The organism is Sphingomonas phyllosphaerae FA2 (assembly GCF_000427645.1).
GTDB classification, from domain to species: Bacteria; Pseudomonadota; Alphaproteobacteria; order Sphingomonadales; family Sphingomonadaceae; genus Sphingomonas; species Sphingomonas phyllosphaerae.
Window position 1 is genome coordinate 2,270,049 of the sequence record NZ_KE386571.1, and the last position, 13,769, is coordinate 2,283,817.

General features: G+C 56.0%; 12 protein-coding genes and 1 tRNA gene. 8 read left to right on the forward strand and 5 right to left on the reverse strand.

What is annotated here, in order from left to right; translation table 11 throughout:
- Nucleotides 1-268 precede the first annotated feature (268 nt).
- Nucleotides 269-1,330 (reverse strand): glycosyl hydrolase, encoded by a 1,062-nt coding sequence (locus SPHPH_RS19500; protein ID WP_051272968.1) that lies wholly within the window; start codon nucleotides 1,328-1,330, stop codon nucleotides 269-271.
- A gap of 218 nt (nucleotides 1,331-1,548) precedes the next feature.
- Here SPHPH_RS19500 and dapB point away from each other — a divergent pair, with 218 nt between their 5' ends.
- From dapB to SPHPH_RS21170, 7 genes are all read left to right on the forward strand, one after another.
- Nucleotides 1,549-2,277, forward strand: a complete 729-nt coding sequence (gene dapB / locus SPHPH_RS0111005; protein WP_028966743.1) for a 4-hydroxy-tetrahydrodipicolinate reductase — start codon at nucleotides 1,549-1,551, stop codon at nucleotides 2,275-2,277.
- Nucleotides 2,274-2,930, forward strand: coding sequence for an endonuclease III (nth, locus tag SPHPH_RS0111010; RefSeq protein WP_028966744.1), 657 nt, complete (start codon nucleotides 2,274-2,276; stop codon nucleotides 2,928-2,930). Before dapB ends, nth begins: the two co-directional genes overlap by 4 nt.
- A gap of 2 nt (nucleotides 2,931-2,932) precedes the next feature.
- Nucleotides 2,933-3,301: a hypothetical protein gene (locus tag SPHPH_RS0111015; RefSeq protein ID WP_037488456.1), complete on the forward strand. Its 369-nt coding sequence runs from the start codon at nucleotides 2,933-2,935 to the stop codon at nucleotides 3,299-3,301.
- Between the two features lie 61 nt (nucleotides 3,302-3,362).
- Nucleotides 3,363-3,439: transfer RNA gene (locus tag SPHPH_RS0111020), tRNA-Arg, on the forward strand.
- Nucleotides 3,440-3,559: 120 nt separating this feature from the next.
- Nucleotides 3,560-4,579, forward strand: a complete 1,020-nt coding sequence (locus tag SPHPH_RS20795) for a site-specific integrase (RefSeq protein WP_081668601.1) — start codon at nucleotides 3,560-3,562, stop codon at nucleotides 4,577-4,579.
- Between the two features lie 508 nt (nucleotides 4,580-5,087).
- Nucleotides 5,088-6,866 carry a hypothetical protein gene (locus SPHPH_RS0111025; RefSeq protein ID WP_156025979.1) on the forward strand — a complete coding sequence of 593 codons (1,779 nt, stop codon included), beginning with the start codon at nucleotides 5,088-5,090 and terminating at the stop codon, nucleotides 6,864-6,866.
- Nucleotides 6,867-7,403: 537 nt separating this feature from the next.
- Nucleotides 7,404-7,973, forward strand: coding sequence for a hypothetical protein (locus tag SPHPH_RS21170; protein ID WP_156025981.1), 570 nt, complete (start codon nucleotides 7,404-7,406; stop codon nucleotides 7,971-7,973).
- On the opposite strand, the gene SPHPH_RS21735 is transcribed toward SPHPH_RS21170, so the two are convergent.
- The 4 genes from SPHPH_RS21735 to SPHPH_RS0111045 all read right to left on the reverse strand — a co-directional run bounded on the left by SPHPH_RS21735 (nucleotide 7,951) and on the right by SPHPH_RS0111045 (nucleotide 10,448).
- A complete protein-coding gene (locus SPHPH_RS21735) occupies nucleotides 7,951-8,265 on the reverse strand; it encodes a DUF6771 family protein (protein ID WP_337587821.1) in 315 nt (104 codons plus the stop codon). The two genes, SPHPH_RS21170 and SPHPH_RS21735, sit on opposite strands and share 23 nt — an antisense overlap.
- Nucleotides 8,219-8,536, reverse strand: a complete 318-nt coding sequence (locus SPHPH_RS0111030) for a hypothetical protein (RefSeq protein WP_028966747.1) — start codon at nucleotides 8,534-8,536, stop codon at nucleotides 8,219-8,221. Before SPHPH_RS0111030 ends, SPHPH_RS21735 begins: the two co-directional genes overlap by 47 nt.
- The gene (locus SPHPH_RS0111035; protein WP_028966748.1) at nucleotides 8,533-8,874 is read right to left on the reverse strand and encodes a hypothetical protein; all 342 of its coding nucleotides are present in this window, start codon (nucleotides 8,872-8,874) and stop codon (nucleotides 8,533-8,535) included. The genes SPHPH_RS0111030 and SPHPH_RS0111035 overlap by 4 nt, the downstream gene beginning before the upstream one ends.
- 1,073 nt (nucleotides 8,875-9,947) lie before the next feature.
- Nucleotides 9,948-10,448 carry a recombinase family protein gene (locus SPHPH_RS0111045; protein ID WP_420329290.1) on the reverse strand — a complete coding sequence of 167 codons (501 nt, stop codon included), beginning with the start codon at nucleotides 10,446-10,448 and terminating at the stop codon, nucleotides 9,948-9,950.
- A 311-nt stretch (nucleotides 10,449-10,759) separates the two neighbouring features.
- On the opposite strand from SPHPH_RS0111045, the gene SPHPH_RS20805 reads away from it, so the two are divergent.
- Nucleotides 10,760-13,240, forward strand: coding sequence for a hypothetical protein (locus SPHPH_RS20805; protein ID WP_081668603.1), 2,481 nt, complete (start codon nucleotides 10,760-10,762; stop codon nucleotides 13,238-13,240).
- Nucleotides 13,241-13,769 lie beyond the last annotated feature (529 nt).

Consider the following 13,769-nt stretch of genomic DNA (forward strand, 5'->3'; position numbering starts at 1 on the left):
CCCGAGATCGTCGCCCCGGGCTTGACCCGGGGCCCCGCTTCTTCGCGCCAGAAGTAAGAAGCGGGCCCCGGGTCAGGCCCAGGGCGATGGGAAAGCCGATGGCCTGAGCTTGGAGCGTGATGACATCAGGTCGGACAAATCGTTCGTCATTGCGAGCGTAGCGAAGCAATCCAGAGCGTCCTGGTCCGACTCTGGATTGCTTCGCTTCGCTCGAAATGATCGATCAAGTCGATGTCATCACGCTCTGAAGTAGCGCCAAGCCACGAGCTTACTTCAACACCAACGCCCGATACGCCGTGCTGACCGCCGGATACTGATTGTCGCTCAGCTTGCCCTGATAGGCCGCGTTCGAGTTCCAGTACGACGCATAGACGATGTTATGCGTCGCGAACCAGTTACCCACCGCCTGAACATAGCTGGCGTCCGAATTCCTGCTCACGCCCCATTCGGCGTATGCGGTCGGCTTCTTGTGCAGCTTGGCGAACGCCTGATGCCACGCCAGCCCGTACTTCTCGTCACGGTGATACGCGAACGCCTTCGCACCATCCGCCGGATCCCACTGATGATTGTAGTAGAAATCCATGCCGATGATGTCGACGACATCGTCGCCGGGATAGGCGTTCTCGGGGTTCATCCCCAGATCGCCGTTGTTCGGCGTCCATTCGAAGACGAAGCGGCCGGAAACGCTGCGGAAGCTCGCGACGAACTGGCGATAGGCGGCGCGATATTGCGCTTCCTTGCCCTTGGCGGCCCAGGGCTGCCAGTCACCGTTGAACTCCCAGCCCGTCCGCACGTAGATCTTGCTGGAATTGGGATACCCCTGCGCCAGCGTCCGCGCCGCGGCGACGTAATTGGCGTTATACTTGCCCGCACCCGCGTCGGCCAGCGTCGCACCCTGTGCGATCAACGGGATCGACCAGTAGATCGGGCGATCGATACCTCTCCACAGCGCGACCAGCCAGCCGATTGAGCTGCCCCAGTCGCCCCAGCCGGCGCGGCCGGTGTGCAGCTGCACGCCATCGGTACGCTTGCCCAGCCACAGCTCGTACGCGACGAGATCGGCAGGATAATTGCCGATATACACCGCCTTCTTGTACGCGGTGGTCGTGGTCGTCGCCGCCGCCGGTGTCGCGACGACCGCCGCTGCGGTGGCCTTGACGGCGAGGGCCGAGGCTGTCGGTGTCGGCGTCGGTGCGACCGTCGCCGCCGCGGCGACCACCGTCACCGGCGTCGTGGTGGTAGCGCCACTCCCGCTTGCAGTACTCACCGCGGCCGCAGCCGCCAGGGACACACCGGCGGCCACTGCCCCGGCGACAAGCTGCTTCTTCATAACGACCCCTCGCTTTGATCATCGGGGAATAGCAGCGCCGCATTTCGCCAGCATAAACGGGTACGGATGACGTTCCATAAACCGTCGCAGCGCAGCGCCGTCCTGCCGCATACCGCTGCGCCCCGCGAAACTGGAAAAGTTCGCCCCGCCCCCTGCCGCGCCGCGTCGTTTCGTGCGAAGGGGAATTGTCTGACACAATCCCTGTAGAGTGATCCCGCATGACCAGCATCGGCATCTATGGCAGCAACGGCCGCATGGGCCGCGCGATCGCCACGATCGCCGCCGGTGAAGGTGTGACGGTCGCGGGCGGCGGCGATGCCGGCAGCGATCCGTTCCCGATTGCCACCGCCGCCGATGTTTTGGTCGATTTCTCGACACCGGCCGCGCTCGAGGCGCATTTGACGGCGGCGATTTCGGCGCGCACGCCGATCGTCATCGGCACCACCGGGCTGCTTGCGACCCACCAAACGCTGATCGAACGCGCCGCAGAGACGATCGCGGTGCTCCAAACCGGCAATACCTCGCTCGGCGTGACACTGTTGAGCGTCCTGGTGCGCGAAGCCGCCGCCCGGCTCGGCGCCGATTGGGACATCGAGATCACCGAAATGCACCACCGTCACAAGGTCGACGCCCCGTCCGGCACCGCACTCCTACTCGGCGACGCCGCGGCGGCCGGGCGTGGCACCCGGCTGTCCGAGGTCCGCGTCGACAGCCGCGCCGGGCTGGTCGGTGCGAGAAGCGAGGGAACGATCGGCTTCGCGTCCCTTCGCGGCGGATCGGTGGTCGGCGACCATAATGTTGTTTTCGCGGGCGAAGGTGAGCGGATTGAGATCGGCCACCGCGCCGACGATCGCACGATCTTCGCGCGCGGCGCGGTGAAGGCCGCGCTATGGCTCGCCGGCCGCGCACCGGGCCGCTACGCAATGGCCGAGGTGCTCGGGCTTTGAAGAAGGCCGACGTCGCCGAATTCTACCGCCGCCTCGCCGAAGCCAATCCGCACCCGGAGACCGAACTGGAATCGGTCAACGATTACACGCTGTTGGTCGCGGTGGTGCTCTCCGCGCAGGCGACCGACGCCGGCGTCAACAAGGCGACCCGCGCACTGTTCAGCCAGGTCGATACGCCGCAAAAGATGCTCGACCTCGGGCTCGACGAACTCAAGCAGCACATTCGCACGATCGGTCTGTTCAACACGAAAGCCAAGAACGTCATCGCCTTGTCGCAGGCGCTGGTCGACGAGCATGGCGGCCGCGTCCCCGACACGCGCGAGGCGCTGGAAAAGCTGCCCGGCGTCGGTCGCAAGACCGCCAATGTCGTCATGAACGTCGCATTCGGTGCCGAGACGTTCGCGATCGACACGCACATCTTCCGCGTCGGCAACCGCACCGGACTCGCCAAGGGCAAGACGGTGCTGGCGGTCGAGAAAAAGCTCGACGCCGCGACCCCGGCCCCGTTCCGCGTCCACGCGCACCATTGGCTGATCCTGCATGGCCGCTACGTCTGCAAGGCGCGCCGGCCGGAATGCTGGCGCTGCATCGTCGCGGACCTTTGCGCGTTCAAGCCCAAGACCCCGCCCCCACCCGCGCGCACCAAGGAGTGACGATGCGCCCGCTGATCGTTGCCGCCGTGCTGATCGCCGCCGCGCCGGCGCTGGCTCGCGACCACGCAGCCGACGTACCGCCCGCAACGCCGACCGGCTCGCCCCGCACGTGCCTGTCGCTCACATCGATCGAGGAAACGCTGGTCCGCAGCGACCGGGTGATCGATTTTCGCACGATCGGCCGCCGTCTATACCGCGTCACCTTGCCGCAACGCTGCCCGGGCCTCGGCAGCGAACGTCGCTTCGGTTATGCAACATCGATCGGGCAGTTGTGCGCACAGGATCTGATCACGGTCCTCTACGCAAGCGGCCCGATGGGTGGCGCGAGCTGCGGGCTGGCACCCTTCCACCCTGTAATGCTGACCCGCTGACGATTTTCGCCGTCAAAACGGGTAGCGCGGCGCGCCGACCCCTGCTAGGCGAGCCGAACCGGCACCCGTAGCTCAGCTGGATAGAGCGCTGCCCTCCGAAGGCAGAGGCCACTGGTTCGAATCCAGTCGGGTGCACCAGCAACAACCATCGCAAGCCGTTGTTTTTAGGCGATTTTCGGGCAGTCTGACTTGCCCCTAATCCGTCGAATCGCCTCTTTGAGTGCTCCGCGACACAAAACGGACACAAGGGCGTGCTACATGGCGACAATCAGCAAGCGAGCGGGTGGATGGTTTGTCCAGATTCGCCGCAAGGGCTACCAACCGCAGTTTCGGACCTTTCCCATCAAGGTGGAGGCGGAACGTTGGGCGCGTGAGAGGGAGGCGGTGATTGATCGGGGCGATCAGCCGACCAACCACCGCGACCTAAAACGGACGACCCTTGGCGACCTGATTACCCGCTACGTAGATGAAGTGACCCCCTCTAAGCGTAGTGCGGATACGGAGACGCTACGGCTAAGGAAGCTAGCGAACGCTCCCCTTTGCACCTTATTGCTCGCGGACCTCTCTAGCGCCGCTGTAGCGGCTTACAGGGATCAACGAGCCAAGGAGGTTAAGCCCGGAACAGTAGCGCGGGAAATGTCCCTTCTGCATAACGTGATTGAAGTTGCGCGAAAGGATTGGGGTTACGGGTTGACCGCTAACGTGGTGGCACAGGTTCGACGTTTACCAGTTCAGGACGCAAGAAATCGCCGATTAGAAGCTGGCGAACTGGAACGGCTACTAAATGCCTTAAAGAAGACCCGCAATCCGCTTGTCGGCCCGGTGATCATGTTCGCGATAGAAACGGGTATGAGACGGGGAGAAATCCTCGATTTAGAGTGGCGTTACGTCGATCTAGAAAAGCGTACAGCACATATTCCGCATACGAAGACTGGCCATGCTCGTACTATCCCGCTTACCGAGGCCGGTGTCGCGATATTGAAGAAGCAGAAAGCATCGGCCGGTAAGGTGTTCCCTTTATCCGCTATTGCACTTCGGCTCTCTTGGAACCGATTAAGAGAACGTGCAGGATTGTCGGACCTTCGATTTCATGATCTTCGGCATGAAGCGATCAGCAGGTTTGCGGAACTAGGCCTGACAACCGTCGAGTTAGCTGCAATATCCGGGCATCGTGATATGCGGATGCTTATGCGCTACACCCATTTAAATCCGATTGATCTAGCCAAGAGGCTGGCGGGTCGGTCATGGGAGCGCGAGACACAAGCTTTACAAGGGTGAGGATTGCAGTTTCGCGCTCGGAAAAGGCCTCGCCGATCATTTTGGAACGCGTTTATGCGCTAATATGATTGGGCGAAACCATCATCGGCGAAACCTCGCCCGTTGATCTGATGCTCGCTATTAACGTCCGCAGCACGCTATTTAACGTCAGATTTAATCCTAAGCGTAAATATAACTAAACATGGCTTAACAAGACCGGCGCTAAGTTTCCGAGCCAATAAGGGGTTTACGCCCAACCGCTCGCTGGTAAAAGGCACTCGTCACCGGCATGGCATAGTCAACGCTTCGACATCCGGGACGCCGGGACCTGACCCCATTTCGTTTACCGTGCATTTGATTACGGCCTTCGGCTTTTGGCTTCGCCAGAACCGGAGCATTTCTGATGCGCGGGATAATCCAAGAAGATTGAACTTCTTTGATTTCAATCGAATAACTCGATCAAAAAAGTAGTCCATTTCTATATAGATAAAAAGAATGGACTAGATAATTATTTTTAAAGGTTAGAATTTTGCATTACAAGAATGAAGTTTTGTACATAGAAAATGAAGAGCTTGATAGATTTTTTCCAGAGCCTTCCTGCTCAATCCCTATTTCCACAATCCTATCTTCGGCCTTGAAGATCGAGCGATCATTATCGCTCCTTAATAGGGAAATGAAAAAGGGTTTTAGAGGCGAGTTAAGCCCCGCCATCCATTTGATGAGTGCAGATTGTGGAACGGGAAAGACGACGGCTTTACAAAAGGCGTTACGGGAATGGAGGGCTGATGGATTTCGCGGTGATGGGGCCATTATCTTCCTACGCACCTTAGAGGAAATTGACCCCATTGTTAGGGGCACGGGGCTGGATCATGCCGATTACGCCGTCTTTACCAGTGACGAAAAGTACAAAATGTATGGCGCTGGACGGAGTGCTGCGAACAGGGTTCCGGTTCTGTTTGTATCGCAGGTGATGGCCCGCAAGATGATGCTGATTGCCGGTGGCTTCGAAGCGGTCGCGGAGTTTCGCTACTTTGGAAACGTTCGGGCTTTGCGGGTTTGGGACGAAGGGTTCGCCGCCGCCGAGGGTGCCGCCTTTGATATCGTAGACCTTCATTCCCTCCCTAGCGCCTACAAGGCCTTACCTAGGCCGGATAGGGATATGCTTTGGGCGTTGGTGCAAAGCTGTGCGGAGCCGGTCGCGGGCTTGGCACTCGATATTCCGCTGGCGATCATCGATACCGTTGACCGTGTGTTGAAGGGTGGCTTGAAGGTTGCGGAGGCACCGAAGCGAACGCTGGAAGCGCTGGGAAAGCTGGCGGGATCAACCGCCTACCTCCGGGGCAGTGACTATACCGATTGGACCTTCTTGGGAGCGGGACGGTCACTGCCAGCGGACATCATGCCGCTGATCGTGTTGGATGCCTCTGCCCGCCTGACGAGCCGTTATAAGCAGCTACGGGCGCACGGCATGAACGTGGTCGACCTTGAACCGGCGCTGTTGGAATATAGTCGGTTAGCTTTCCACTGGTGTGATTTGGCGGCTGGCAAGACCGCGCTGCGAAACGCCGCTCAACGTGCAATCATTTACGGGACCATTGCGGCGCTGGTGAACTCCAAGACAGAGGATTTCCTGATCGTCATCGCAAAGGATGCGTGTGGTAGTGGCGATGGCCCGGTGGCTATGCCGAAGGAGCTTCACGCTCTGCTAACCGACCCCAATCGCGTGCGTGTAACCAGTTGGGGTCGACATATCGGCACCAACGAATACCGGGACATACCGAACGTCATCATCGTGTCGGCCTACAACTATGGTGACGATGGCTATGATGCCTTGGCGCTCGCCGCCAGCGGTAGGCGGGACGGTAGCGTCAGCAAGGAAGAACGGCGGGAGGAAGCAGCAAGCGCATTCATGCACAACGTCTACCAAGCTGTATGCCGGAGCAGGGTACGCCAGCGTGACGGTGCATTAGCGGGAGCCGCAAACGTCTACCTCATCATGAAGGATAGCGATCAACGAAGGGAGCAAATTGTCCGCGCATTCCCCGGCTGCTCGATCGACGTATGGATGCCCTGCACGCCAAGTAAAAAGACAAAACATGATTTGGTGCTACAGACACTCTTCGCGATAATGAAAAGGCAGAATTCTGTTAGCTTCAACGCTTTAACCGCAGCATGTGGCGGGAGGGGGCAATCATATTTGACAAAGGTGGTAAAAACCGAGCGCTTCAAAGATGGCATTCAATCAAAAGGCATTAAGAGAGTAGGAAACAGTTTTCACAGGCAACTGGAAATGGCTGCCGCAGCATAAGTGTGAGGGTCTACTTTTTTGGCTTGTTCACTGATTGCAGACACCCTTAGTAAGCTGCTTACTGCCCTAAGACCTCCTATGTGAGTTAACATGGCTCATTTCATCGAGCGGTATCTGCGTTGATCCTTAGAGGGGGCGCGCAGAGCGACGGAGGCGCATTGGCACCTTGCTAGCCAAGTGCGCCGAACTGCGCTGTACAGGCTTTGCAGGGGGAAATACGGCAGGTTTGAGAGCGGCAAGGGCGATCATAGGAACTGCGCTCCTGCAATTTACGGGTCAAACACGAAAAAGGGCCGCAGGATCGTTCCCGCAGCCCCTTTCGTCATCAGCGATGCTGGCGTTGATAACGGCACATCGACTTAGGTTGTATAGCAACGTGCTGCGAAGTCGCGCCGGTACAGCAGGAATCTACAAACGCATCTTCCCCGCTATAACAGGAACAAGCTGTTAATTTCTTCGCTAGCCACCACAGGCTGTCTCGTTCATCCTTCCGCCAGTAGCTTGTTAGATTACGTTTGCTGTTCAAGGGTGGGTGGCATGAAAGCGGAAGATTTAGACAACGCCAAGTATATTCAGGAATGGGTAAAGATATTTGTGGGCGTGCTGACGCCCTTGGCAATTGCAGTTCTAACATTCTTCGTGTCTAGAGCTTTAAATGACCAACAGGCCAACCTAAAAAGAACCGAGCAGGTGCTTCTATTAAAGCAGCAAGCATACGAACTAATCGGGCCTGACCTCAATAAGATTTATGTCTATATAGACGACGTTGGCGATTTCAGGAATTATACGCCGGAAGATATTGTCAGGTTCAAAAGAGAGGCTGATCGAAAGTTCTACATGTACAGTGTTTTTTGGTCCAAGGACACGAATGATGCATACCAAGGTTTTATGACTGCATCTTTTAAGACCTACACCGGATCAGGAGAAAATGCACAAATACGATCATTTCCGAATGAAAAGCAGGAGGCGATGAGGATTGACGGAAAAAAATGGAAGAGTGAATGGGACCGATGCTTCACCGGGGAGCGTGACCTTACAATCCGAGACAAATACCAGAAGCTAGTTAAGTCGTTTATAGAGGATATCACGTCCGGTGCGGTTCGATGAGTGCGCGCTTCGGTTGCAGTGAAACAAGCGGCAGCGTCATTTGACCATCCGGCACAATCGCGACCGGCCTTTCCAAGCTATCGACGATCCGCGTAGCAAGGGCCAAGGCAGCTTCTTCGCGCACGCGTTCGCTAGGAGCGGCTATACCGCCGCGCACCCAACCGGGTGCGGATAGAACGGCTGCGGCGAGCGTGAGGGGCGATGGCGTGTCCATGACCCTTTGTTCTCTTTTTGATCCGATTTGTCTAGGGCGCTTTCTCGTCGGTCTCGGCACCGATACGAGCAACCTCATCCCGATACGCTTGCCACCATGACCGCTTGTCCATTGGCTGCGCGGCGGCGGCGGCGGCGCGTGGACGGGTTGCGGCAAAGGCATGAAGCACCACCCCCGCAACGAAGAGGGCGGCACCACATACCGTCATCATCATCTGCTGCTGTTGCAAGGCGAGGTTGACGACCCGCCCGCCAAACGTGCCTCCCTCTACCGAGGGATCAAAGACGAACATGGCGTAGGCAGCCAACCCCGCCCCAGCTGCCCACAATAGAATGCCGAGCGGTTTCACAGGCACCGCCCGATCGCGCGGGCTACACGGTCATCGTAAGCGCCGGATGCGGTGAAGCTAATCGTCCTGCCTGTTGGACCGTCCTTGATGCGGATCGCAAAGGGTACGCCCACCCATATGTCGATGACGCCTTCGCCGTGCAGGACGCTCGGCGCGCCCCAATCGCTTACGGCGCTGCCAATGCAATGCTCCAACGCAAGCGCGCTTTTACCGCTATCGTAGGTTGCTCGTACAGGCCGCGACCAAAGTTCGGTGAGGCTGCTTGCCTCCGCGTTCGGCGAAATCATGAAAGCGGCACTTGCTGCGATTATCATCGCAAAACCGTTGGTACGTTTCATATCACCCCCCCTTCTTAGGAGGCGTGCCCGGCGATAAGCCGGGTGTTCGTAACCCGGAGAAATCCCACAGGCGCATGTGCCTTTACCGTCACCGGCTGGACATACGCACATGCCACCCGGCCACAGCGATGAAGCTACGACCGGCTGATTTCCCTCGGGGTTACGACGCCCCACAGTCCGAATCTGCGGAACTGCGCTGACGTGATGAATTAAACGGGTGCGGGCTGCAACTGGTAGCTCGGCTATGCGGCCCGCTTCTGCACCCTTTGTATGGCGGCACGCGAAACACCGCACTGCACCGCTAGGACATTCAAGAAAGCCCCCCCCTTGCTGCGCGCCGCTATGATTGGCGGCGAGCGCTGTTGGCCTTCCTAGCGCCTGCCCTGACGCCTTAGCGATCCGACCCGAAATAGCGACCACGTCAAACCGGGATGATTCCAGCGATAGTCCAATCCTCACAAAAAGAAGATGAGATTACCTTCTAATAGATCATTCTAAGAACGTTCGAAGGAAGGGCATCACTAATATAATCACTAGCGGTTGAGGCACCCCAAAATGCTGCTATATAGGTTCTCACCCAAATCCGCTGCCCTTCATGAGGAAGATCAGCCAGTATGGAGAAATATATGAAAGATTGAATAATGACCTACAAACAAGCAATTCGGCTCAAGTGTAAAGATTGTAATTACGATCCTCTATCCGCAGGGACGGAGCTAGAACAGAACGCTGCTTGCGGATGCGCAAGCTGCCCTCTTCACGAAGTAAGAGCTATGCCTAGGGGGTATCGCATCGGCGGTATAGTAGATTTGCAAAAGCTCACCGCACTACGCGAATGGATCGAAGCGTCTAACGCCGCACGCGCCAATCGGTGAAATCACCCAACTACACCGGCAAAACATTGCTATAATCAGCGCCACAGCGACGAAAGGCCCCTGCGAGGTATGAAGGGGCCTTTTCGCATTCGAGACGCTGGCGCGCGCATCCTGACAGCAATTTGTGCCTGTACCTCCGCCGACAAGTGCCAACCTGCCATCACGCAGCGATGATGCGCCGCGCACCGGCACTTTCGAAGTCTAAGCCTCTGCCAGCGCACGATACACACTGGCGCGAGCGATGCCGAGCTTAGTGGCGATATCGACCGGGCGCACGCCTTCGGCTTTGAGCGCGCGCACCGCACCCGCATCCACCGTAGGCTTGCGGCCCTTATAACGCCCATCTGCCTTTGCCTTGGCGATCCCTTCCGCCTGACGCTCCTTGCGGATCGCGGTTTCAAACTGCGCAAATACACCGAGCATCTGTAGGAAGGCCACGCCCGCCGGTGACGACGTGTCGATAGGCTGCTCGATGGCTTTCAGGTACGCGCCCTTGCGCTTGATGGTCGCGACAATCGTTTCTAAATCGCCAACGGATCGCGCCAGACGGTCAATTCGACTGACTAGGAGTATGTCACCGTCCCGAATGAAATCCAGCGCGTCGGCCAGCGCCTTGCGGTTGTCGGTGCTGGTCCCGCTTTCCTTCTCCGCAAACAGCTTTTCGCATCCGGCAGTTTTGAGGGCGTCGAACTGAACGTCCAACGATTGCCCCGCCGATGACACCCTTGCGTAACCTACCAGCATGACCGCACCTTGTCTCAATAGACTCTAGATGATGCGATCTAGTCGTCTCATTGCGACGGAGTCAACCCTATTGAGACGCCGTACGCGTCTCACACCGCTGTCTCGGATAGGTATACCTAAGAAAAACGCGCGTTGAGTGACGCAGGTCAGATTTACCTGCGGCGGTCTTAGCGAGCCCCCTTCCCTTTCCGAACCCAGACCCTGTTGTGTCTTGACGTGGCAGTGCGGATGAAACCATCGTTCCGGGAAACGCCGGCGAAGGGGAACAAATGCACGCTCCGTTTGAAATGGCAGAGGGGCTCGCCCGATTGAAGGCGATTATTGGGCAGTTTCCGCCTGACAGCCAGCACTGGAACGAAGCGACCAACCGCTTTCTCTTTATTGATCGCTTGATTACCGAAGTTCTCGGATGGGAGCGCCCTAACGTTAGAGTTGAAGAAGCAGACGTTCTTGGAGGAAGGGCGGACTACGTATTTGGAACCCCCGCACAAGCGGTTCTCGAAGCTAAGCGCGAGTCAAAGGTATGGGAGGTACTTCCCTCCGGCAACCCGAAAAAGGTAAGGTCCATTGAGTCCGCTCTATTAGCGTCAAAGAACTTCGAGGATGTGGTTCATCAGGTTCTGCCATATTGCGTCGTTAAAGGCGCTCCTATTGCAATTGTCTGCAACGGACCTCAGCTGGCAATCTTCCAAGCTATCACAATGCATCAGGAGCCTCTTAAGGGAGAATTCTATCTCTTCAATGGCTTTGATGAATACATTAAGGATTTTCCTCTGCTATGGACTTTACTAAGCCCCGAAGGGATTTCGGAAAATAGAGCATTTCGACTTTTATCGCAGCACCGAAATCCTCGTCTTCCGCCTAAGTGCTCAAACTCGATTCCCGAACCTAATCGTCATCGTTATAGGGACGGACTGCAAAATGAGTTGCGGGACATCGGCTCATTCCTTCTAGAAGAAATTGAGGATAATCCTGATTTGCGTCGGGACTTCTACAGGGAGTGCTACGTACCGATTGAGGCAAACAACAGGCATTTGCTTCTAAGTAAGCAGATTATTGCAAATCGCTACAATCGAGTTAGTGGAGATACGGTAGCGCCAAGTGCGCTGGACTCGGCGAGCTCATCAGGCAAATTATCTCCGAGCTTTCTTAGGAACGCAGGATCGAAACCTATTGTCGTAATTGGAGACGTAGGGGTTGGAAAAACCTCGTTCTTCGAGAACCTCTTTCTTCATCTGAACGATACGAGCGACTCATATATCATTAACATTAATCTTGGCAAAAAAGCTAACTTAGCTAATGGCCTAAAAGACTTCGTCTTAACTAACATCCCCGATAGCTTGTACAAAGATTACTCCATTGATATATACGAGAGCGATTTTGTAAGAACCGTTTATCACGACGATCTAAAAAGGTGGGATAAAAGCGTTGAAGCAGTAAGCCTCAAAGACCTTCCTGCCGAACTTGCGCAAGCTAGATCGAGATATTTGTTGAAGAGAACCGAGCAAAGAGACCAGCATTTACATGCGGTTCTCTCGTACCTCTCGCGCGGCATGGGTCGCCGACTCATTCTTGTGATTGATAATGCCGATCAGCGATCCGCTGAAATACAGCAGGAAGCGTTCTTGATTGCTCAGGAGTTGGCGGCTACCCGAAGTATGTTCGTATTTGTAGCACTGCGGCCAAGTACATTTTATCAGTCTAAGTTAGGCGGCACGTTAGCGGCATATCAGAACAAGATACTTACTATATCGCCTCCTCCTGCTGATGTGGTGATTGAGAAGCGGCTGACGTTCGCGCTTCGCGTGGCAGAAGGTAAGGTATCTCCCGCGTCACTTGATGAGATTCGATTGAATCTCGGCAGCATCGTGTCCTATCTGAGAGCGACATTGAGATCGATTCGTGTTAACAATCATATTCGGCAATTTTTGAGCAATGTCACTGGTGGAAATACGCGCGGCGTTATCGAGCTAATTACGACGTTTTGTGGAAGCCCAAACGTCGATGCTAAAAAGATAATTCAGATTGAAGAAGAGACGCACGACTATGTCGTACCGCTTCATGAATTCACAAAGCACGCCTTGTTGGGGGAGTACACGTACTACAATCCAGCATCCTCGGTAGTAGCGTGCAACGTCTTTGACATATCTGCCGCCGATCAGCGTGAGCACTTCATCCATTCTCTACTTGTGGCGTATTTAGCATCTGGCTTAGGAAGTCGTGACCAAGATGGATTTGTAGCCGGCGAGAATATTTATGAGGAAGCCGCTCGCCTCGGCTTCAATGAAGCGCAGTTTAATACCGCGGTTCGACGGCTGGCGTTAACAAAGTTGATTGAGACACCCTACTCACACTATCGCGAGGTCAAAGTTCCTGAGGATGTGCCGCCAAGAAGTTTTCAGTACCGCGCGACGTCGGTCGGATTGTATCACATAAGATTCTGGATGGGCTCGTTCTCGTTCCTCGACGCTATGTCGACGGATACCCCCATCCTTGATGAGGAAAAAAGGGATTTTATCTCAGCGAGAGCAGCATCATTGGAAATTGCAGATAGATATCATAAGACAACCAAGTTCCGTGACTACCTTGAGTCGGCTTGGCACGTTGCCAACTTCGACGTTGCCTATCTAAATTTACCTGCCGTATTTGCTGACAACTCAGAGCAATTTGAAAGGGTCGCGAGGGTTATGAGCCGACCAAAGAATCCTCATTACAGAGGAAGATCAGCTCACCGGGGGCGCGCGCAATGAGCATTCGAGCAGGAATCAAGTCGCATGGCTAGGTGATGCAATGGTGCGGTCAGAGCGACTTTCGACTCTAGCGGGTAGCTTGAAAACTGTTTCGTTATCCCGCACCAATGCCTTGGTATTTACATTATACCTTCGCTTGAAAAAGCAGTCGGTAGCCTCATCGTGTAGCATACTGCGGTATGGTTGCCAAAGCTATGGTGCAACAACTGCATGTAGCAGTGGGATCGGCACGCAAGCGCTAAGTTGATGATTTGGTGTAATGCGAGGGGGGCACAGGTTCGCGTTCTGTACTCTACCTGCCTGACACAGCCCTGACACACCCACTCACTTGCGCCGGGGCTAAATACCGGATTATACGAATTACGGAGCATTTAAAGGGACGAGTTTACAGCGGCTTACAGTTAGTGGGTGTCCTTGCGCTGCCCTCCGAAGGCAGAGGCCACAGGTTCGAATCCTGTCGGGTGCGCCAGCAACAGCGTCGATTTTGCGCGAACATGCCGGTTTCTTTCCGGCGTCCGTCCAACGCGAT

Excerpts from the sequence above, each read along its gene's own strand:
- SPHPH_RS0111015 (WP_037488456.1), top strand. The coding sequence starts at position 2,933 with ATGCGCCCGCTGATCGTTGCCGCCGTGCTGATCGCCGCCGCGCCGGCG.
- SPHPH_RS21735 (WP_337587821.1), bottom strand. The coding sequence starts at position 8,265 with ATGAGGTTGCTCGTATCGGTGCCGAGACCGACGAGAAAGCGCCCTAGA.
- SPHPH_RS20795 (WP_081668601.1), top strand. The coding sequence starts at position 3,560 with ATGGCGACAATCAGCAAGCGAGCGGGTGGATGGTTTGTCCAGATTCGC.
- SPHPH_RS21170 (WP_156025981.1), top strand. The coding sequence starts at position 7,404 with ATGAAAGCGGAAGATTTAGACAACGCCAAGTATATTCAGGAATGGGTA.
- SPHPH_RS20805 (WP_081668603.1), top strand. The coding sequence starts at position 10,760 with ATGCACGCTCCGTTTGAAATGGCAGAGGGGCTCGCCCGATTGAAGGCG.
- SPHPH_RS0111035 (WP_028966748.1), bottom strand. The coding sequence starts at position 8,874 with ATGAAACGTACCAACGGTTTTGCGATGATAATCGCAGCAAGTGCCGCT.
- SPHPH_RS19500 (WP_051272968.1), bottom strand. The coding sequence starts at position 1,330 with ATGAAGAAGCAGCTTGTCGCCGGGGCAGTGGCCGCCGGTGTGTCCCTG.
- dapB (WP_028966743.1), top strand. The coding sequence starts at position 1,549 with ATGACCAGCATCGGCATCTATGGCAGCAACGGCCGCATGGGCCGCGCG.